Origin of the sequence: Streptomyces sp. NPDC005402 (genome assembly GCF_040606575.1) — a bacterium.
In the GTDB taxonomy this organism is placed as follows: domain Bacteria; phylum Actinomycetota; class Actinomycetes; order Streptomycetales; family Streptomycetaceae; genus Streptomyces.
Genome location: NZ_JBEXFB010000003.1, coordinates 104,044 through 124,198, shown reverse-complemented (window position 1 = coordinate 124,198; position 20,155 = coordinate 104,044). Strand labels below are relative to the sequence as shown.

Sequence of the window (20,155 nt, the reverse complement as noted above, 5' to 3'; positions counted from 1 at the left end):
TGGAGTACCCCCATGTCCGACACCAAACAGGAGTACGACTACGTAGTCGTCGGCGGCGGGACGGCAGGCTCCGTCATAGCCGCCCGCCTCACCGAGAACCCCGACGTCACCGTCGCCGTCATCGAGGGCGGCCCCAGTGACGTCGGCCGGGACGACGTCCTCACCCTGCGCCGCTGGATGGGCCTGCTCGGCGGCGAACTCGACTACGACTACCCGACCACCGAACAGCCGCGCGGCAACTCCCACATCCGGCACAGCCGCGCCCGCGTCCTCGGCGGCTGCTCCTCCCACAACACCCTCATCGCCTTCAAGCCGCTGCCCTCCGACTGGGACGAGTGGGAGGAGGCCGGCGCCAAGGGCTGGGGCGCGGTCCCGATGGAGGCGTACTACGCCCGGCTGAAGAACAACATCGTCCCGGTCGACGAGAAGGACCGGAACGCCATCGCCCGCGACTTCGTCGACGCGGCGCAGAGGGCCCTTGAGGTTCCCCGGGTCGAGGGCTTCAACAAGAAGCCCTTCGACGACGGCGTCGGCTTCTTCGACCTGGCCTACCACCCGGAGAACAACAAGCGCTCCTCGGCGTCGGTGGCGTATCTGCACCCGGTGATGGACGAGCGGCCCAACCTCACGATCCTGCTGGAGACCTGGGCGTACAAGCTGGAGCTGGACGGCACGCGCGCGGAAGGCGTGCACGTGCGGACGAAGGACGGCGAGGAGACCCTGATCAGGGCCCGCCGCGAGGTCGTCCTGTGTGCGGGCGCCGTCGACTCGCCCCGCCTGCTGCTCCACTCCGGCATCGGCCCCCGCGCGGACCTCGAAGCCCTCGGCATCCCGGTCGTCCACGACCTGCCGGGCGTCGGCGAGAACCTTCTCGACCACCCCGAGTCGGTGATCGTCTGGGAGACCAACGGGCCGATCCCCGAGAACTCCGCGATGGACTCCGACGCGGGCCTGTTCGTGCGCCGCGACCCCGAACGCGCGGGCCCCGACCTGATGTTCCACTTCTACCAGGTCCCCTTCACGGACAACCCGGAGCGCCTCGGCTACGAACGCCCGGCGTACGGCGTCTCGATGACCCCGAACATCCCCAAGCCCAAGAGCCGCGGCCGCCTGTACCTGACCAGCGCGGACCCGGAGGTGAAGCCCGCCCTCGACTTCCGGTACTTCACCGACGAGGACGACTACGACGGGCGCACCCTTGTCGACGGGATCAGGATCGCCCGCGAGATCGCGGCGACCGAACCGCTCGCCGGCTGGCTGAAGCGGGAGGTGTGCCCCGGCCCCGACGTCACGGGTGACGAGGAGCTGAGCGAGTACGCCCGCAAGGTCGCACACACCGTGTACCACCCGGCGGGCACCTGCCGTATGGGTGCCGCCGACGACGAACTGGCCGTGGTGGACCCCGAGTTGCGCATTCGCGGCCTGGACGGCATCCGGATCGCGGACGCGTCCGTGTTCCCCACCATGACCGCCGTGAACCCGATGATCGGAGTGCTCATGGTCGGCGAGAAAGCCGTGGACCTGCTGGGAGGTGGTGCGTGATGAGTACGACCGCGACCATGGAGAAGCCGCCGACGACGGACAATCCGGTGTTCTCCGTCGACGGCCTGTGGAAGGTCTTCGGCCCCAAGGCGGAACGCGTCCCCGAGGACGCCGAACTGTCCGCCCTCGCCCCCGCCGAACTGCGCGCGCAGACGGGCTGTACGGCCGCCGTCCGCAACGTGAGCTTCGACGTCCGCAAGGGCGAGGTCTTCGTCGTCATGGGCCTGTCCGGTTCCGGCAAGTCCACGCTGGTGCGCTGTCTGACCCGGCTCATCGAGCCGACCGCGGGCACGATCTGCATCGACGGCGAGGACGTCCGCGCGATGGACAAGTCCCGGCTGCGCGAACTGCGCCGCCACCGCGCCGCGATGGTCTTCCAGCACTTCGGCCTCCTCCCGCACCGCACGGTCCTCGACAACGTGGCGTACGGCCTGGAGATCCAGGGCATGGGGAAGGCCGAGCGCCGGGCGCGGGCCGCCGAGGTCGTCGCCAAGGTCGGCCTGGAGGGCATGGAACAGCGCAAGCCCTCCCAGCTCTCCGGCGGCCAGCAGCAGCGCGTCGGCCTGGCACGGGCGCTCGCGGTGGACCCGCAGGTCCTCCTCTTCGACGAGCCGTTCAGCGCGCTCGACCCGCTGATCCGGCGGGACATGCAGGAGGAGGTCGTCCGCCTGCACCGCGAGGAGGGCCGCACGATGGTCTTCATCACGCACGACCTGAGCGAGGCGCTCAAGCTCGGCGACCGCATCGCCCTGATGCGCGACGGAAAGGTCGTCCAGCTCGGCACCCCCGAGGAGATCGTCGGCTCCCCGGCCGACGGCTATGTCCGCGAGTTCGTCCGGGACGTGCCGCGCGAACAGGTCATGACGGTCCGCCGGGCCATGAAGCCGGGCGACTGCGCGGGCCCGACCCATCCGGGCGCGCTGGCCCCGAACTCCGTGGTCGCCGACGCGATCAAGGTCGTCGCGAGCAGCGGCAGGCCGGCCTGCGTCGTGGAGAACGGACGGTGCCTCGGCGTCGTCGACCACGAGCGGCTGCTCGGCGTGGTCGCCGGAACGGAGCTCGGTACGCGAGGCCCCGGCTCGGGAGGTCCGGGAACGGAGCTTCGCAAGGAGGCCGTCTGATGGCTACCGTCACCGCGTCCACGCCCGGCGCCCTGCCCACCGATCTGCTCAAGCACCGGGCGGTCCGCAAGCTCCTGCTCATCGCACTCGCCGCAGCGGTCCTGGTCCCCCTCGCCAACGCCCGTTGGGCCAGCGGCAGTTGGCCCGACGCCCTCACCGTCGACCTCACCAAGCCGCTCGGCAGCGCGAGCGACTGGATCATCGACAACCGCGACAGCCACCCGCTGTTCCTCTACGGCTTCGGCTACGTCAGCAACGCCGTCGTCATCTCCGTACGCGCCGTGTATCTCGTCCTGCTCGGCGCGGGCTGGGCCGGCGTCACCGCGCTCGGTGCCCTCGTGGCCTGGCGCGTCGCCGGTGTCAGGCTCGCCGTGGGCACGACGGCCGCGTTCCTCGCCTGCGGTCTGCTCGGCATGTGGGTTCCCACCATGCAGACCCTCGCCCTCATGGTCGTCGCCGTGCTCGCCTCGGTCGTCGTCGGCGTCCTGCTGGGCCTCGCCGCCGGACTGTCCCGCCGGATGGACAAGATCCTGCGCCCGGTCCTGGACACCATGCAGGTCATGCCCGCCTACGCCTACCTCCTCCCGGTGGTCCTGGTCTTCGGCATGGGCGTGCCCGCCGCCGTCCTCGCGACCGTCGTCTACGCCGCCCCGCCCATGGCCCGCCTGACCGCGCTCGGCCTGCAGGGCGCGGACAAGGAGGTCCTGGAGGCGGTGGAGTCGCTCGGCACCACCGCCCGTCAGCGGCTGCTGACCGCCCGTATCCCGCTGGCCCGCAAGGAACTCCTCCTCGGCCTCAATCAGACGATCATGATGGCGCTGTCGATGGCCGTCATCGCGTCCGTGATCGGCGCCGCCGGCCTCGGTGACCGCGTCTACCAGGCGCTCGCCTCGGTCGACGTGGGCGCGGCCCTGGCGGCCGGCATCCCGATCGTGCTGCTGGCCGTCGTCCTCGACCGGGTGACCGGCGCCGCGGGCGCGGCGGCGGACGGTGCCGAGCGCCCGGGGCGCGCGGGATGGGCGTACGCCCTCGCCGGGACCGTCGTCGTCGCCGTCGCCGGACGTCTGCTCGGCCGGGTCGACTGGCCCGACGCCTGGACCCTGAACATCGCCGAGCCCGTGAACCGGGCCGTCGACTGGATGACGGACCACCTGTACTCCGGTGTCCCCGTCATCGGCGGCACCGCCGACTGGGCGGGCCACTTCACCACCTGGGTCCTCGACCCGGTCCGCGACGGACTCCAGGGGCTGCCCTGGTGGTCCGTGCTGCTCATCGTCGCCACCCTGGCCTGGCTGATCGGCACCTGGCGCACCGCGCTCACCGCGGTCCTCGCCATGGCCGCCATCGGCGTCCTAGGCGTGTGGACGCCCGCGCTGGACACCCTGTCGCAGGTCCTCGCCGCCGTCGCCGTCACTCTCGTCCTCGGCTTCGCGACCGCCGTCGCCGCGGCCCGCAGCGACCGCGTCGAACGCCTGCTCCGGCCCGTCCTGGACGTCTTCCAGACCATGCCGCAGTTCGTGTACCTGATCCCGGTCGTCGCGCTGTTCGGCGTGGGCCGCGCGCCCGCCGCCGCCGCGGCCGTCGTCTACGCGCTGCCCGCCGTCGTCCGCATCACCACGCAGGGCCTGCGCCAGGTCGACCCGGCCGCGATGGAGTCCTCCCGCTCGCTCGGCGCGACCAGCTGGCAGCAACTGCGGCAGGTCCAACTCCCGCTGGCCCGGCCCGCGTTGCTGCTCGCCGTCAACCAGGGCGTGGTTCTCGTCCTCGCCGTCGTCGTCATCGGCGGCCTGGTCGGCGGAGGCGCGCTCGGCTACGACACCGTCTTCGGCCTGGCCCAGGGCGACCTGGCGACCGGCCTGGTCGCGGGTGCCGCCATCGTCTGCCTCGGCCTGATGCTCGACCGGGTCACCCAGCCGACGGAACGCCGCCCGGGGAAGGGAGCCTGACATGCGACTCCGTACGATCGCAGCGGCGAGCTCGCTGCTGCTGCTCACCGGCTGCGGTGCCGCCGACATGACCAAGCAGGCCTCGCCCTTCGCCAACGCCCAGGGCGCCAAGTCGGTGACCCTGTCCGTCCAGTCCTGGGTCGGCGCGCAGGCCAACGTGGCCGTCGCCCAGTACCTCCTCGAACACAAGCTCGGCTACCGCGTCGACACCGTCCAGGTCGACGAGGTCCCGGCCTGGGACGCGCTCAGCCAGGGCCGGGTCGACGCCATCCTGGAGGACTGGGGCCACCCCGAGCAGGAACAGCGGTACGTCAAGGACAAGAAGACGATCACGCCGGGCGGCGGACTCGGCGTGACCGGGCACATCGGCTGGTACGTCCCGACGTACTTCGCCGAGCAGCACCCGGACGTCACCAACTGGAAGAACCTCAACAAGTACGCCTCGCAGCTGCGCACCGCCGAGAGCGGCGGCAAGGGCCAGCTGATGGACGGCTCCCCGTCCTACGTCACCAACGACAAGGCGCTGGTGAAGAACCTGGGCCTGGACTACCAGGTGGTGTTCGCCGGTTCGGAGGCCGCGCAGATCACCCAGATGAAACAGTTCGCCAAGGAGAAGAAGCCCTTCCTGACCTACTGGTACGCCCCCCAGTGGCTCTTCGAGAAGGTCCCCATGACCGAGGTGAAGCTGCCCGCCTACAAGGAGGGCTGCGACGCGGACCCGGCGAAGATCACCTGCGCCTATCCGCACACCCCGCTCCAGAAGTACCTCAACACGGACTTCGCCAAGTCCGGCGGCAAGGCGGCGGCCTTCCTGAAGAAGTTCAAGTGGACGACCGAGGACCAGAACCAGGTCTCCCTGATGATCGCCGACCAGAAGCTGACGCCGGAGGACGCGGCGAAGAAGTGGGTCGACAGCCACGAGTCCACCTGGAAGGCGTGGCTGTCCTGAACACCGCTATGCGCGGAGGCTCCGGGCGGTCTCCCGCAGCTGCTGGACCGCCCTCCGCTGGAGCCCCGGCCCGAACGTGACGCGAGTGGCCCCGAGTTCACCGAGTTCGGTGGGCGAGGGGCCCTTGCCGTCCAGCCGCCCGAACACGTTGAGCGGCCCCTGGATGCCGGACCGCAGCAACGGCAGTACGCCCGCCGGGGCGCCGATCGGATAGACGCAGTCGGCGCCCGCGGCGACGTACAGCGCGGCCCGCTCGATGGCCCGTTCCGGATCGCCGTCGCCGTAGGAGAACGTGTCCACACGGGCGTTGACGAACAACTGGTCCCCGGCCGCGTACCGCACCTCGGCGAGCCACTCGGCGTGCACGCGCGGGTCCTTGAGGACACCCTGATGGGAATCCTCCAGGTTGCAGCCCACGGCCCCCGCCTCCAGCAGCCGCTCCACCAGCTCCTTCGGCGCCAGCCCGTACCCGCCCTCGACGTCCGCCGACACGGGGATGTCGACGGCGTCGGAGATGCGCGCCACCGCGGCGAACATCTTGTCGGCCGGCGTGGACCCGTCCTCGTGACCGAGCGCGGCCGCGATCCCCGCGCTGGGTGTGGCGAGCGCCGGGAACCCGGCCTCCTCGCACACCCGGGCGCTGACCGCGTCCCAGGGGCCGGGCAGGACCAGGGGATCGCCGGGAAGCCGGTTGCGGTGCAGGGCGCGAAAGACGTCCACCTTGCTCACGGCCGGTAACCCCCTGGTGGGATCCGGCGGGCGACCATCACCCGGTTCCAGTTGTTGATGGCGACGATCAGGCCGATGAGATGGGCGAGCCGGGTCTCGTCGAAATACCGGGCGGCACTGGCGTAGACGGCGTCCGGCACAAAGCTGTCCGTCAGTACGGTCACCGCCTCCGTCAGCGCGAGCGCGGCCCGCTCCCGCTCGTCGAAGACGCCCTCGGCCTCCTCCCAGGCGGCGAGCAGGTCCAGCTGCTTCTCGCTCACCCCGTGCTTGCGGGCGATCGCGAGGTGCATGTCCAGGCAGAACGCGCAGTGGTTGAGCTGCGAGGCCCGGATGACGACGAGTTCGGCGAGCGCCGGATCGCCGAGTCCCTGTTTCGCGGCGGCGCTGAGCGCGGACAGGGCACGGCCGACCTCGCTGTCGAGGAGGTCCGTACGGCTCACTGGTGCTGCCCCGCCTCGTAGTGGCCCGCGACCAGACGGCACGTCACACCGAACCGGTTCCACGCGTTGATCACCGTGATCGCCGCGATCAGCTGGGCCAGCTCGGCCTCCTCGAAGTGCTTGGCCGCGTGGTCGTACACCTCGTCCGGCACGAAGCCGTCGGTCAGGACGGTGACCGCGTCGGTCAGTTCGAGGGCCGCGACCTCCTTCTCCGTGTAGAAGTGCCTCGACTCCTCCCACGCGCCGAGCTGGATGATCCGCTCGACGCTCTCGCCGGCCGCGAGGGCGTCCTTGGAGTGCATGTCGAGGCAGAACGCGCAGTGGTTGAGCTGTGAGGCGCGGATCTTCACCAGCTCCAGCAGCCGGGGGTCGAGTCCCCGGCGGGCGGCGGTGTCGAGGCGGAGCATCGCCTTGTAGACCTCGGGGGCGTGCTGGGCCCAGGACAGGCGGGGCGTGTGTTCGGGGGTGTACCGGACGGTTTCCTCGGTGGTCATGTCTCGACCCTAGGAGCCGGGCAGCCCAAGGGTATGGTCCACTTTCATGGCAAGACCATGGGCCACTTTCGGCATCGACCTGCACCTGGAGCCCTCCGCAGGGGGCGTCAGGCGCGGCCTCACCGACGCCCTGCGCGAGGCCGTCCGCACCGGCCGCCTCGCCCCCGGCACCCGGCTGCCCTCCTCCCGCGCCCTCGCCGCCGACCTGGGCATCGCCCGCAACACCGTCGCCGACGCCTACGCCGACCTGGTCGCCGAGGGCTGGCTCACCGCCCGCCAGGGCTCCGGCACGCGCGTCTCCGACCGTACGGTCGTCCCGCCCGCCGGCGCCCCACCCCGGCCCCGCGCACCCGGGCGCCCCACCCACAACCTCGTCCCCGGCACCCCCGACCTGGCCTCGTTCCCGCGCGCCCAGTGGCTCAAGGCCGCCCGCCGAGCCCTCGCCACCGCCCCCTACCAGGCCCTCGACTACGGTGATCCGCGCGGGCGGGTCGAACTGCGCACCGCCCTCTCCGAGTACCTCTCCCGCGCCCGCGGCGTGCGCGCCGACCCCGAACGCATCCTGGTCTGCGCCGGGTTCTCGCACGGCCTGCGGCTCCTCGGCGCGGTCCTGCGGGCCCGCGGTGCCCGCACGGTCGCCGTGGAGTCGTACGGCCTCGACGTGCACTGGAACCTGCTCGCTGCCGCCGGTCTGCGGACCGTGCCGCTGCCGTTCGACGAGCACGGCACGGACCCACGGGAGCTGACCGACCAGGACGCGGTGCTGCTCACCCCCGCGCACCAGTTCCCGATCGGCGGCACCCTGCACCGCGACCGCCGCTCGGCCGTCGTCGAGTGGGCCCGCCGCACCGGCGGACTGGTCATCGAGGACGACTACGACGGCGAGTTCCGCTACGACCGCCAGCCCGTCGGCGCCCTCCAGGGCCTGGATCCCGACCACGTCGTCCACGCGGGCACGGCCAGCAAGTCCCTCGCCCCCGGCCTGCGACTGGGCTGGCTGGTACTGCCGCCCGGCCTCATGGAGGAGGTGCTGGCGGCCAAGGGCGGCATCGATGTCTGCGGATCCCTCGACCAGCTCACCCTCGCCGAGTTCCTGACCTCCGGCGCCTACGACCGTCATGTGCGCGCCGCCCGGCTGCGCTACCGGCGCCGCCGCGACGCCCTCGTCGCCGAGCTCGCGCGGCGGGCCCCGCGGGTCCACGCCACCGGGATCGCGGCCGGCCTGCACGTGGTGCTGCGGCTCCCGCCGGGCACCGAGCAGGCGGCGCTGCGGGCGGCGGCCTGGCAGGGCCTCGCGATCCACGGCCTGCACCGCTACCAGCACCCCGAGGCCGGCGTCGAGCGGCGCGACGCGCTCGTCGTGGGCTACGGGACACCGCCGGACCACGCATGGTCGGGAGCGCTGGAGGCGCTGTGCGCGGTGCTGCCCGAATGACGAGGTTCTGTTCGACCTGTTCACCATTTCTGAATAACGGCACGCGAATTGGGTCGCGCGGATAGAGTCGCCCCATGAGCAATAGTGCAGCCATATCCCGTGTGGCCCTGAAGAAAATCACCCCCGACGTGTCCGCGGCGATGGGCTCCCTGCATGCCGCCGCCGTTTCCGCGGCCCAGGACGCCAAGGTGGAACCGGAACTCCTCGAACTGATCCGGATCCGTGCCTCGCAGATCAACGGCTGCGCGTTCTGTATCGACATGCACACCAAGGACGCCCGGGCGGCCGACGAGACCGAGCAGCGCCTCTACGCCCTGAACGCCTGGCGGGAGGCCCCCTTCTTCACCGCGCGCGAGCGCGCCGCACTGGCGTTGACCGAGGCCGTGACCCTGGTGCACGACGGCCGGGTACCGGACGCGGTGTACGCCGAGGCCGCGGAGGTCTTCGACGAGACTCAGGTCGCGGCACTGATCTGGGCGGCGACCGTCATCAACGCGTACAACCGGATCGCCATTGCCACGCGGATGGTGCCGGGGGGATATCAGCCGGCCAAGAAATAACGCCGAATACGGGTATCGGCAATGCGTGCCGATACCCGTCCGTTCGTCGCTCTATCTATCCGGCAGCGGCTCCATAATGCCGTCCAGCCAAGCCCGCCATTCCGGTGCGCGGTCCGCCGGTGCCGCTTTCAGCGACCCGCCCGTCCATGTCGTCACGGGCCGGATTCCGTGCAGCGCGTTCACCAGCCACACCTCCCGGCCGTCCAGCTGCGCCACGGTCCGCTCGCGGTGGGCGACGGGGACGCCCTCCCGCCCGGCCCGCTCCTGGACGAGGGCCACGGTCACCCCGGGCAGGACCGGCAGCCGGGGCGGGGGCAGGCACAGGGTGTCGTCCTCCCACCACAGCACGCTGGCGGTGGCCGTCTCCAGGACGGCGCCGGAAGGTGTGATCAGCACCGCCTCCTCCGCGCCCGCGCCGGACGCCCGCTCGCGCACCCGGGCGAGGGCGGCGAGGTCCGGTCCCTTGCGGCGGGGCACGCTCCGAGGGTCGCACTGGCCGGTCGCCCAGACCCGTACGCCGGTGCCGAGCGGGGGAGCGTGGCGCAGCAGCAACCGCAACTCCGAGGTACCGGAAGCGAGTTCGACGCGGGGAAACCACTCGCCCGTGCGGGGCAGCGCGTCGGTCATGTCGCGCCAGAACTCCAGCAGCCTGCGCAACGGCGGCCCGTCCACCTCGCCGCAGGCCCGCAGGAACCGCTCCCGGTGCCGTTCGAGTCCGCGCACCCGGCCGTCCCGCACCAGCCAGGAGTCCGCGACGAGGAGAGGTGCCGCTGTCTTTGCGGCCGGGGTCAGCCCACGGGCCGGTGACCACACCGACAGCCCCTCCGTGATGACCGGTCGGCTCACCACCACAGCCACTCCCTCCTCAGTACTTGAGCCCGGCGTTCACCGGCGCCCCGTGCCGCGGCCCGTACGGCGCGTGCTCCAGCCACGCGCCGCACCACGGCAGCACCGGCGCGAGCGCCGCCGCCGCCCGCTGACGGGCCCGGACGATCCGGCGCCGGGGCCGCAGATGGTCCAGCGCGGTACCGGCGGCGGCACTGTTGAACAGCGCCGCGGACCGCCGTACGTCGGCGAAGTCCTCGACCGTCCCGGCGGCGATGGCCGCCGCGGCGGCCGCCGCGTCCGCGATGCCGCTGTTCATGCCGCGCGCCCCGAACGGCGGGAAGAGATGCGCCGCCTCCCCGACGAGCAGCACCCGCCGGTGCGGATCGGTGAAGGAGGCGGCCACCTTGCGCAGGAAGCGGTACGTCGACACCCACAGGACCCGCTCCCCGTACCCCTCGCCCACGACCGCCGGCAGCCAGCGCCGTACGGCCTCCTCGGTCCCGAACTCCTCCTCCAGGTCGTCGTCCCGGCACTGCAGGTCGACCTGGAAGCCCCCGGTGAACGGCACCTGCATCACACTGCGGCCGCCGACGCCCGGATGCTCGTAGTGGAAGATCCGCTCGGGCGGCGGCTCGGCACCCGGTGCGTGGGCCACGTCGACGACCACATGGAAGCCCTCGCCCCGCTCGCCCTCCATGGCGATGCCCAGGGCACCCCGCACGGCCGACCGGGCGCCGTCGGCGGCCACGGCGTACTCGCAGCTCCACTCCCGGCCGTCGCCGCATCCCAGCCACACCCCGGTCGCGGTCGTGCGGACGCCCAGCACCCGTGCCTCCCACGCGAACTCCACTCCCGCCCGCTCGCACGCGGCCCGCAGGAAGCGCTCGGTGTCCACCTGGCGCAGGCTGGTGAAGGGCGGCGGGCCCTCCTTCGGCCGATGGGGCGGATAGGTGCGGGAGTACACCTCGCGGCCCCGGTACAGGGTCCTCCGGGTCCGCCAGGTCTGTCCGTACGCGGTGATCTCTCCGGCCAGTCCCGGCCGCATCGCGTCGAGCAGGGCGAGGGTCTCGCGATGCACGAACAGGGCCCGGCTGCCAGGCCGTTCACGGTCCTCGGGGTCCGCCTCCAGCAGCACGACCTCCCGCCCGCGCGCCCGCAGCGCGAGCGCCGCCGACAGCCCCACGGGCCCGGCGCCGACCACCACGACCGGTGTCACGCGCGTGCACCCTCCGCGAGCATCCGGGTGATCTCGACCCGCTTCACCTTCCAGGTCGCCGTCATCGGCAGCTCCTCGAACCGCCACTGCCGGGGCTCGGCCATCACCGGAAGATCCGCCGTCGCATCCCGCCAGCGCCCGGGGTCCAGCGGCCGGTCCCCGCGCACGCACACCACCGGCACCGGCTCGCGGTCCGCACCCGGCACGATGACGACCTCCCGCAGCTCCTCCAGGCGTTCCATCAGGGTGTCCTCGACCTCCAGGCTGCTGGGCACGGAGTCGATCCGGTCGATCTCCCGGTCGGTGAGATGCAGGGTGCCGAGGCGACTGCGGTAGCCCATGTCGCCCATCTCCCACCAGCCGTCGTGGAGTTGCCGGTCGTAGCGGTCCTGCGAGCCGAGATAGGTGAGGATGCGGCCTCGGGTACGGGCCTCGATCCTGCCGTTCGTCCCGGCGGCGACCCGCTCACCGCCCGGCCCCGTCACGCGCACGCGTGTGAAGCCGGGTATGCCGATCCCGACCCGCCGCCCGTCCGCGCGTGCGGCACTGCGCCGGGTGAACCACTGGAAGGCCACCGGCCCCGTCTCGCTCTGTCCGTACAGCTGGATCAGCCAGGGCGTACGACGCTTCGAGGCGTTCAGCAGCCGCCGTACCGTGCGCGGATGGATCGCGTCGAACGTCGAGCCGTACGACCGCACCCGCGACAGTGGAGCACCGGGCGCGTCGGCCAACTCCTCCCACAGCACGAAGGTGTTGGGATGCGTCTCCACGATGCCGGGCCGGTGCCGGGTGAACAGCGGTCCCACGGCGGCCGGATCCGGGTCGGTGATCAGCACCAGCGGGCTGCCGAAGTGCAGCAGGACGCCGAGCAGATGGTAGAACCGCGAGTGCACGAACGACATGTGCAGCGCCGCGGTCTCCCCGCGCGTCGGCCAGCCCATCGCCTTCTGCGGTACGAGCCGGTTCCACATGGTGTTCGCGCAATGCACGGCGAGCTTGGGCAGGCCCGTGGTGCCCGAACTGTGGGTGATCAGCGCCGGTTCGCGGGGGTGGAGGCGGACGGGAGGCGGAGGCTCGGTACCGGCGTACCGCTCCAGGGGCTCGGCGCCCGGCGCGTCGTCCACGGTGAGAACCTGCCGCACCCGCAGGCCCACCCCCTTCAGCGGTCCCTCCAGCTTGGCCCGGTCGGTGACCAGCCATGGCTGCCTGAGCCGCTCGATCAACTCCCCGACCACCTCACCGGCCAGCCCGGGGGAGAGCAGCACGGGTACCGCGCCGATACGGGAGACCGCGCAGGTCAGCAGCACGATGTCGACGTTGTCCGTCTTGTGTACGACCACCTGCTCCGAGGGCCTGACCCCCGCCTCCCACAGGCGTCCGGAGAGCTCCTCGACGACCTCCGCGAGCGCCGGGTAGGTCAGATCGACGCCGAGGGCCGGGTGGGTGTCCAGCGGCCGGTCCAGGGTGACGAAGACGGCGCCGTGCCGCTCGGCCGCCCGGCGGAACACCGGGCCCAGGTAGAACCCCCGGTCCGTGAAGGGCGGTTGCTGTTCTCGCATGGGGCCGTTCCTCTCTGCGGTGCCTTTGCTGTGCTGGGTGCGGTGTGCTCGAAGCGCGGTCACCAGGCGCCCTGGCGGACCAGGTGCCGGCGGAGCTTGCCGGTCGGGGTGCGGGGGAGCGACGGGACGAGGCTCACGCTTCTGGGCACCTTGAAAGCGGCCAACTTCTCGCGGGCCAGGCCGAGGAGGTCCTCCTGGAGGCTCCCGTCGGGGGCCGGCGCTACGGGGACGACGAACGCCCGCAGCCGACTGGCCCCCCTCCGGTCGGTGACGGCCACCACCGCGACCTCCCGCACCGCCGGATGGGCGCGCAGTACGGCCTCCACCTCCAGCGGGGAGACGGTGATGCCGCCGACCATCTCCATGTCGTCGGCGCGGCCCAGGTGCCGGTAGCTGCCGTCGGGCTCGCGGACCGCCCGGTCGTGGGTGGCCAGCCAGCCGCGGACCAGGGCGCGCCCGGTCTCCTCGGGCCGGTTGAGATAGCCGGGGGTCACCGTCGGGCCGCGTACCCACAGCTCGCCCTCCGTGCCGTCCGGGACCGGCTCCCCCGCGCGGTCGCGCAGCTCCACCTCGAAGCCGGGCACGGGACGGCCGACCGTGCCCGGGTGGTTGTGGTCGAAGCTGTTGGCGCAGAAGGCGTGACCGGCCTCGGTGGAGCCGATCTGCTCCAGCACCGGAGCGCCGAGCAGTTCCGCGACCCGCCTCCCCAGCTCCTCCGGCAGCCCCTCACCGGCTGACACCGCGGCCCGCACCGAGACGAAGCACGCCCCGTGTCCGCTGCCCCGGTCGGCCACCAGCGCGGCGTACGCCGACGGCACCGAGTAGAGCAGGGTCACCCGGTGCCGGACGACGAGCTCGTCGACGGCGGCCGGGGTCGGGCGCCGGTCCACCAGGACCGCGGAGGAACCGGAGAACAGCGGGAAGACGAACGCGTTCCCGAAGCCGTACGCGAAGAACAGCTTCGACACCGAGAGGGTCACGTCGTCCGCGGTGACCCGCAGCAGCCGCCGCCCGATCAGGTCGTGGTACGCCTTCGGGTCGCCGTGCGTGTGCACGACCCCCTTGGGACGGCCCGTGGTGCCCGACGTGTACTGCACGTACAACGGCGTGTGCGCGTCGACCGGATGGGCGGGCGCCGGTTCGGCGGAGGCGGTGAGCGCGAGCAGCTGGTCGGCGCCGAGCCGGGGCCGCTCGGCGAACCGGTCCTCCAGGCCCGGCCCCGTCACACACAGCGCGGCTTCGGCGTCCGCGGCCATGAACGCGTGGTCGGCCGCGGGGAGTTCGGGATTCACGAGGACGGCGACGGCCCCGAGACGCGCGACGGCGAGGAAAGCCGTGACCCAGGCGATCCCGTCCGGCAACGCCAGCACCACCCGGTCACCCGGCCCGGTGCCGTGACCGGCGAGCACGGTCGCCGCCCGGGCCGCGAGCGCGTGCACCTCACCGTGGGTCCAGGCCCGGTGGCCCTGGTGGAAGGCGGGCCGGTCCGTCCAGCGGCGCCGCTCCGCGAGATCGGCGAGCTGGGCGGCGAGGTTGCCGGGGGCGTCGAAACCGGCCGGGGACAGCACGTTCTGCGCAGTCGTCATCGGACCGGCTCCTCGGTGGCGGTGTGCCCTGCGCGGACATCCGCGCGGACCGTCGCGTGCCGCCGCTGCTCCGCCGTCCGCTCCGCGGTGTGCAGGTGCAGGGCGCTCATCTGGGCCGCCGTTTTCAGCAGCATCTCGTCGTACTCGGCCACCGGATCGGAGTCGAGGACGATCGCACCCCCGGCGCCCAGCTGCATCAGACCGTCGGCGAACACGGCCGTACGGATCACGATGTTGAGATCCGCGCCCCCACCGCACCCCAGATAGCCGAGTGCGCCGGAGTAGACCCCGCGGGCCTCGGTCTCCAGGGTGTCGATGATCTCCATCGTGCGCAGTTTCGGCGCCCCGGTCATCGAGCCGCCGGGAAAACAGGCCCGCACGCACTGCACCGCGTCGATGCCCTCCCGCAGCCGCCCTTCCACGGTGGACACGAGCTGGTGCACGGTCGCATACGTCTCCGTGGCCATCAGCCGGGTCACCCGCACCGACCCGGTCCGGCACACTCTGCCCAGGTCGTTGCGGAGCAGGTCGACGATCATCAGGTTCTCGGCGCGCGTCTTGGCGTCCGCCGCCAGCGCGTCCCGCAGCCGGGCGTCCTCCTCCGGTCCCACCCCGCGCGGTGCGGTGCCCTTGATGGGCCGGGCCTCGGCGACCCCGTCCCGGGTGATCCGCAGGAACCGCTCGGGCGAGGAACCGGCCACGTCGACGTCCTCGAACCTCAGGAACGCCGCGTAGGGGGCCGGGTTGACCCGGCGCAGCGCCCGGTAGAACTCGTACGCGTCCGGCGGGGCGGGTAACCGGGCCGCGTTCGTCAGACAGACCTCGTAGCTGGTGCCCGCCCGCAGCTCACGTCCGCAGGACTCGATGTCGGCGAGATAGGTCGCCCGGTCCCGCACCAGCCAGGGTTCGGCGGCGCCGAGCTCGGGACCGGTGCGGGCGGCGGACGGAGACTGGCCAGGTGCCGAAGGGCCGGGCTCCGAAGGGCCGGGCGCCGAACGGAGGGTCGCCGAACGGCCGGGCCTGGAATGTCCGGGTGCCGCCGTCGGGTCCGGCTCGGTGGCGACGAAGGTCAGCTGGGCCAGCGCGCTCTCCAGCCAGTCCTCGGCCTCCCGCGCGGCCTGCGGGGTGTCCTCGGCCAGACAGACCGCGTACGTGAACCTCTTCAGATGGTCCACCGCGATCAGCCGGTCGGCGAACAGCCAGCAGGCGTCCGGGACGTCGGAGGTGTGCCGGTTCGGCGATCCGCAGTCGGCCTTCGTCTCGTAGCCGAAGTAACCGACATAGCCGCCGGTGAAGTCGAAGGGCAGCCCGGCGCCGTCCACCCGGCGGCTCGTCAACTGCCGTCCCAGATAGTCGAAAGCGCTCGCCGTGACCTTCCGCGTCGGCCGCCCGGCCCGCTCGATCTCGCACCGGCCGCTCTCGACGTCGTACCGGACGAACTCCGCGAGCGGACCGCTGTCGTCACCGAAGAACGAGAACCGCGAACGCCCCTCCTCCACCAGCGCGCTGTCCAGCCAGAACGCCCGCCGCGACGCCGCGTACATCCGGGTGAAGGCGGCCTCCGTGTCGACCGCGCCGGCGATGCGCCGGGTGTGCAGCCGATAGGCGGGAGCGGCGGCCCGGCGGGGGCGCGGGACGACCCGCGCGGGCCGGGGGATCACCGCCTCGGGCGGGGGCACCGCGGTGTTCTTCGTACGCGTCCTGCGGGCGCGCTCCGCCGTGAGGTTGCGGAAGTTGACCAGCATGCGGTGGCCGTAGTCGGTGAGCACGGACTCCGGATGGAACTGCACGCCCCACAACGGCCGGCTGCGGTGTCTGAGCCCCATCAGCACGCCGTCCTCGGCCCAGGCGGTGGCCTCCAGCGCCGGCGGAAGCGGCTCGGACACGGCCAGCGAGTGGTAGCGGACCGCGGTGAAGTCCTGCGGCAGACCCCGGAACAGGTCCCGTCCGTCGTGCCGGACCGCCGACAGATACCCGTGCCGCGGCTCCGGGGCGGACTCCACCCGGGCCCCCTCCCCGAGCGCGATGCCCTGGTGCCCCAGACAGACGCCCAGTACGGGGATCGGCGACTCGGCGAGCACGGCGGTACTCAGTCCGAAGTCCCGCGGCTCGGCCGGGTGCCCCGGTCCGGGCGAGACCACGACATTGTCGAACGCCGCAAGGTACTCCCCGAGATCGGGAAGGCCGCCGAACGCGTCGTTGAGGACGACGACCGGTTCCTCACCGTTGACCTCGGCGACCAGCTGGAACAGGTTGTACGTGTACGAGTCGTAATTGTCGATGAGCAGGGTCTTCACCCGCCCACCTCCCTCGGTTCGTTCCGGACCTACGCGGTCCGTCTTTTGTGCCGTCCGCGAAGTGCCTGAAGCGGCGGATACAGCCATTTCCTGAAGAAACGCTGAAGCCGGGGCATGAGAATCCACGTGACGAGAGCCGTCACACACAGGCACAAGAGCAGCGTGCGGACGAGCGGATTGAGTCCGCCGAGATAAGGAAGAACGATCAGATTGAACAGGAGCACCGGCGGAAATACCGCGCTCATGTTCACGAACCACAGTTTCCATTTCGCCGGCGGGGCGGGCGCCTTCGGTGTGGTGGTCTGGGAGTCGAACCATGTCTTGGAGCCCCGCACGCTCCTGCGCTCGGTCTGCCGGGCGAAGCCCACCGTCCGGGCGTCCCATTGGGTCCGGACGGCCGAATCCTCCCAGGCCCGGGCCGTTCCCTCGCTGGCGAAGCGATAGACCACATGCCACTCCGCCTCTCGGTCGACAAGGACGCCACCCCCAAGGAAGCCCGGCTGCTGCGAACTCGCGGCCAGCATGGCCCACCCCCAGGAGTGGAAGTCGGCCTCACGGCCCGGCACCACGTGATAGGCCACGGTGACGGTGACGGGATTGCTGCTCACGGCGTCGTATACGCAATGCCTTCACATCACGTTCAAATATTCAACGAAGCTTTTTTCGGCTGCCCGGATCGTGCCTCTTTATCGCTCTTTCGGTAGGCATGGCTCACTCTGTCGAGCTGTACCGGAAGTAAGCCGAGTAACCCCTTACGGAATTCGCTGCGGGGATTGCGGGACGGATTCCGCCGGCGCCTCCCCGAACCTGGCCAGCGCCAACGCCCCCGCGACGGCCACCGCGAAACCCAGCACCGCCACCCACGCCAGCCCCTCCCGGGTGCGGTCCCCGAGCCACACCACCCCCACCAGCGCGGGCCCGATCGTCTCCCCGATCACCATCCCGGCGGTCGCCGTGGTCACCGACCCCCGCTGCAGCGCGGAAGTCAGCGACAGAAAGGCCGCAGCACCGCCGACGAGGAGCGCGTAGGTCGCCGGGTTGGCCAGCAGCGCCGACGGTGCGAGCGAGTCGATCAGCCGCACCGCCACCTCGACCACCCCGAACCCGAACCCGGCCCCCAGCCCGAGCGCCAACGGCCGCCCCCGCTCCGGCAGCCGCCCACCCAGCAGCGCGAGAGCCAGCACCGCGACGGCCGTCCCGAGCATCGCGTACTTCAAGGCCGCAGGGCCGCCCCGGTCGCCCTCCGTCCCGGACGCGATCCCCAGCAGCGCCATCCCCGCGCACACCACGCCGACCGCGCCCCACTCACCCCTGCTCAGCCGGACCCGCAGCAGCCGCGCCGACACCACCGCGGTCACCGCGAGACTCGCCGCGAGGGCCGCGCCGACCGCGTAGATCGGAACCGACCGCAACGCGGCGATCTGCAACAGGAACCCCACCCCGTCCAGGGCCAGCCCCGCCAGATACCGCCACTGCCGCACCGCCCGCAGGAACAGCGTCACCGCGAACGCCGTCCCCTCGCCGTCACCGCCGCCCGCGTCCGCCGCCCGTGCCGCCATCGCCTGCAGCACGGTGGCCGTCCCGAAGCAGACCGCGGCACCAAGAGCACACACCATTCCAAAGAGCACGAAGTGACCTTAGGGGAGGAGGTGAGAAGCGGGCTGCCCCCGGACAGGCTCTTACTGATCTCTAAGCTGTCCCACGGACCCGCGTACACCGGGCCCACGGTCTGACCAAGGGGGAGACACGAACATGGCGGACGCACGCCGGCAACTTCGCTCGGGCACGGTCGCACTCGGCGGCGTGGGACTGCTCGCCATGGCCCTGACCGCCTGCTCCTCCGACCCCGACAAGCGCTGCGTCGACCGCGACAGCTACACCCTCGGCAAGGGCTACCGGGTCGTCGCCGACAAGAACTGCAAGTCCAGCACCCCGGTCAACGGCACCTACTACTACGGCGGCAAGAAGAAGGGCAGCTGGGTCTCGGGCGGCTCCTTCACCAAGAAGTCCGGCAAGGGCTCCGGCGGCTCGTCGAGCAGCAGCGGCGGCAGCGGGGTCGACCGCGGGGGCTTCGGCAGCGGAGGCAGTGGCGACAGCGGCGGAGACGGCGGCAGCGGCAAGGGAAGCTCCGGCGGCTGACGGCCCAGCACCATGCGCCGACACACCATCACCCCCCGCCCCGGCTGGCAGCAGACCGTCGAGGCCCAGGGCCTCGTCTACCCGCTCACCCGCCACCCCGACGACTCCCTGCGCCCCTACTGGGACGAGAGCGCCTATTACTCCTTCACGCTCGCCGAGGTGGAGGCCCTGGAGGAGACCGTCGAGAACCTCCACCGCATGTGCCTGGCGGCCGCCGACCACATCGTCACCGCGAACCGCTTCGCCGACCTCGGCATCACCGACCCGCGCGTGGCCGAGGCGGTCACCGAGTCCTGGCACCGGCGCACGGAACTCCCGTCCGTATACGGCCGTTTCGACCTCCGCCACGACGGCGACGGCCCGGCGAAACTGCTGGAGTACAACGCCGACACACCCACGTCCCTCGTCGAGGCCGCCTCGCCCCAGTGGTTCTGGATGGAGGAGCGCTTCCCCGGCGCCGACCAGTGGAACTCCCTCCACGAACGCCTCGTCGCCGCCTGGAAGAACCAGGCCGCCCTCCTGCCGCCCGGCAGCCCGCTCTACTTCGCGCACTCGTCCGCCGACGAACTCGGCGAGGACCTCATGACGGTCGCCTACCTCAAGGAGACCGCCGAACAGGCCGGCCTGGACACCGACTGGATCTCCATGGAGGAGATCGGCTGGGACCCCCTCTCCGGCCGCTTCGTCGACAACCAGCTCCGCTTCATCCGCAGCTGCTTCAAGCTGTACCCCTGGGAGTGGCTCACCACGGACCGCTTCGCCACCCACGTCCTCGACACCCTCGACAACGGCGGCGGCACCGGCAGCACCCTGTGGATCGAACCCGCCTGGAAGATGCTCCTCAGCAACAAGGCCCTCCTCGCGATCCTCTGGGAGCTGTACCCGGACCACCCGAACCTCCTCCCCGCCTACCTCGACGGCCCCCGGCACCTGGCGACGACGACCGGCTACGTCACCAAGCCGCTGCTCGGCCGCGAGGGCGCCGGGGTGACGGTCCACGAGCCCGGTACCGCTGCGGTGGTCCGCGAGGAGGCGTGCTGCTACCAGGAGCTCGCCCCCCTTCCCGACTTCGACGGCAACCACGTCGTCCTCGGTGCCTGGGTCGTGGAGGGCGAGTCGGCGGGCCTCGGCATCCGGGAGTCGTCCGGCCTGGTCACCGACGAGTACGCGCGCTTCTTGCCGCACGTGATCCTCTGAGGCGAGTCGGCGGGGGCGGAGCGCGGGGCCGGTGTAGGGGCGTGGGCGTTCCAGCCGGTGGTGGGGTCCGTCGGGCTGGGGCGTGGTGCCAGGGGATGTTGGCGGTGCGCGCCGACG

General features: G+C 71.8%; 18 protein-coding genes. 8 read left to right on the top strand and 10 right to left on the bottom strand.

Annotation, left to right across the window (positions count from 1 at the left end):
- Window positions 1–12 precede the first annotated feature (12 nt).
- From ABZT02_RS06440 to ABZT02_RS06425, 4 genes are read left to right on the top strand one after another with little or no spacing between them, the layout of a single operon-like run.
- The gene (locus ABZT02_RS06440; protein ID WP_356014841.1) at window positions 13–1,542 is read left to right on the top strand and encodes a GMC oxidoreductase; all 1,530 of its coding nucleotides are present in this window, start codon (window positions 13–15) and stop codon (window positions 1,540–1,542) included.
- Window positions 1,542–2,663, top strand: a complete 1,122-nt coding sequence (locus ABZT02_RS06435; RefSeq protein ID WP_356014838.1) for a glycine betaine/L-proline ABC transporter ATP-binding protein — start codon at window positions 1,542–1,544, stop codon at window positions 2,661–2,663. Before ABZT02_RS06440 ends, ABZT02_RS06435 begins: the two co-directional genes overlap by 1 nt.
- Window positions 2,663–4,609, top strand: coding sequence for an ABC transporter permease subunit (locus ABZT02_RS06430; protein ID WP_356014836.1), 1,947 nt, complete (start codon window positions 2,663–2,665; stop codon window positions 4,607–4,609). Before ABZT02_RS06435 ends, ABZT02_RS06430 begins: the two co-directional genes overlap by 1 nt.
- 1 nt (window position 4,610) lies before the next feature.
- Window positions 4,611–5,558, top strand: a complete 948-nt coding sequence (locus ABZT02_RS06425) for an ABC transporter substrate-binding protein (protein ID WP_356014834.1) — start codon at window positions 4,611–4,613, stop codon at window positions 5,556–5,558.
- A 6-nt stretch (window positions 5,559–5,564) separates the two neighbouring features.
- Here ABZT02_RS06425 and ABZT02_RS06420 read toward each other — a convergent pair whose 3' ends face one another.
- From ABZT02_RS06420 to ABZT02_RS06410, 3 genes are read right to left on the bottom strand one after another with little or no spacing between them, the layout of a single operon-like run.
- Window positions 5,565–6,287 carry an isocitrate lyase/phosphoenolpyruvate mutase family protein gene (locus tag ABZT02_RS06420; RefSeq protein ID WP_356014832.1) on the bottom strand — a complete coding sequence of 241 codons (723 nt, stop codon included), beginning with the start codon at window positions 6,285–6,287 and terminating at the stop codon, window positions 5,565–5,567.
- Window positions 6,284–6,727: a carboxymuconolactone decarboxylase family protein gene (locus ABZT02_RS06415; RefSeq protein WP_356014830.1), complete on the bottom strand. Its 444-nt coding sequence runs from the start codon at window positions 6,725–6,727 to the stop codon at window positions 6,284–6,286. The genes ABZT02_RS06420 and ABZT02_RS06415 overlap by 4 nt, the downstream gene beginning before the upstream one ends.
- Window positions 6,724–7,221: a carboxymuconolactone decarboxylase family protein gene (locus ABZT02_RS06410; RefSeq protein WP_356014828.1), complete on the bottom strand. Its 498-nt coding sequence runs from the start codon at window positions 7,219–7,221 to the stop codon at window positions 6,724–6,726. Before ABZT02_RS06410 ends, ABZT02_RS06415 begins: the two co-directional genes overlap by 4 nt.
- A gap of 46 nt (window positions 7,222–7,267) precedes the next feature.
- On the opposite strand from ABZT02_RS06410, the gene ABZT02_RS06405 reads away from it, so the two are divergent.
- Window positions 7,268–8,656, top strand: coding sequence for a PLP-dependent aminotransferase family protein (locus tag ABZT02_RS06405; RefSeq protein WP_356014827.1), 1,389 nt, complete (start codon window positions 7,268–7,270; stop codon window positions 8,654–8,656).
- A 74-nt stretch (window positions 8,657–8,730) separates the two neighbouring features.
- On the top strand, window positions 8,731–9,216 hold the full coding sequence (locus ABZT02_RS06400) for a carboxymuconolactone decarboxylase family protein (RefSeq protein ID WP_356014826.1): 486 nt from the start codon (window positions 8,731–8,733) through the stop codon (window positions 9,214–9,216).
- 51 nt (window positions 9,217–9,267) lie between these two features.
- Here the strand turns inward: ABZT02_RS06400 and ABZT02_RS06395 are convergent, their stop codons facing one another.
- The 7 genes from ABZT02_RS06395 to ABZT02_RS06365 form a co-directional block, all read right to left on the bottom strand.
- A complete protein-coding gene (locus ABZT02_RS06395; protein WP_356014825.1) occupies window positions 9,268–10,062 on the bottom strand; it encodes an aminotransferase class IV in 795 nt (264 codons plus the stop codon).
- Between the two features lie 19 nt (window positions 10,063–10,081).
- The gene (locus ABZT02_RS06390) at window positions 10,082–11,260 is read right to left on the bottom strand and encodes an FAD-dependent oxidoreductase (protein WP_356014824.1); all 1,179 of its coding nucleotides are present in this window, start codon (window positions 11,258–11,260) and stop codon (window positions 10,082–10,084) included.
- Window positions 11,257–12,819: an AMP-binding protein gene (locus ABZT02_RS06385; protein ID WP_356014822.1), complete on the bottom strand. Its 1,563-nt coding sequence runs from the start codon at window positions 12,817–12,819 to the stop codon at window positions 11,257–11,259. The genes ABZT02_RS06390 and ABZT02_RS06385 overlap by 4 nt, the downstream gene beginning before the upstream one ends.
- A 59-nt stretch (window positions 12,820–12,878) precedes the next feature.
- The gene (locus tag ABZT02_RS06380; protein ID WP_356014821.1) at window positions 12,879–14,405 is read right to left on the bottom strand and encodes a benzoate-CoA ligase family protein; all 1,527 of its coding nucleotides are present in this window, start codon (window positions 14,403–14,405) and stop codon (window positions 12,879–12,881) included.
- On the bottom strand, window positions 14,402–16,702 hold the full coding sequence (gene pabB / locus ABZT02_RS06375) for an aminodeoxychorismate synthase component I (protein ID WP_356014819.1): 2,301 nt from the start codon (window positions 16,700–16,702) through the stop codon (window positions 14,402–14,404). The genes ABZT02_RS06380 and pabB overlap by 4 nt, the downstream gene beginning before the upstream one ends.
- A 29-nt stretch (window positions 16,703–16,731) precedes the next feature.
- Window positions 16,732–17,310, bottom strand: a complete 579-nt coding sequence (locus tag ABZT02_RS06370; protein ID WP_356014817.1) for a hypothetical protein — start codon at window positions 17,308–17,310, stop codon at window positions 16,732–16,734.
- Window positions 17,311–17,454: 144 nt separating this feature from the next.
- Window positions 17,455–18,318, bottom strand: coding sequence for a hypothetical protein (locus tag ABZT02_RS06365; RefSeq protein ID WP_356015533.1), 864 nt, complete (start codon window positions 18,316–18,318; stop codon window positions 17,455–17,457).
- Window positions 18,319–18,454: 136 nt separating this feature from the next.
- Between ABZT02_RS06365 and ABZT02_RS06360 the strand changes: the two genes are divergently transcribed.
- Window positions 18,455–18,841: a hypothetical protein gene (locus ABZT02_RS06360; protein ID WP_356014815.1), complete on the top strand. Its 387-nt coding sequence runs from the start codon at window positions 18,455–18,457 to the stop codon at window positions 18,839–18,841.
- 12 nt (window positions 18,842–18,853) lie between these two features.
- Entirely contained in the window at window positions 18,854–20,038 is a 1,185-nt protein-coding gene (locus tag ABZT02_RS06355; protein WP_356014813.1) for a glutathionylspermidine synthase family protein, read from the top strand.
- Window positions 20,039–20,155 lie beyond the last annotated feature (117 nt).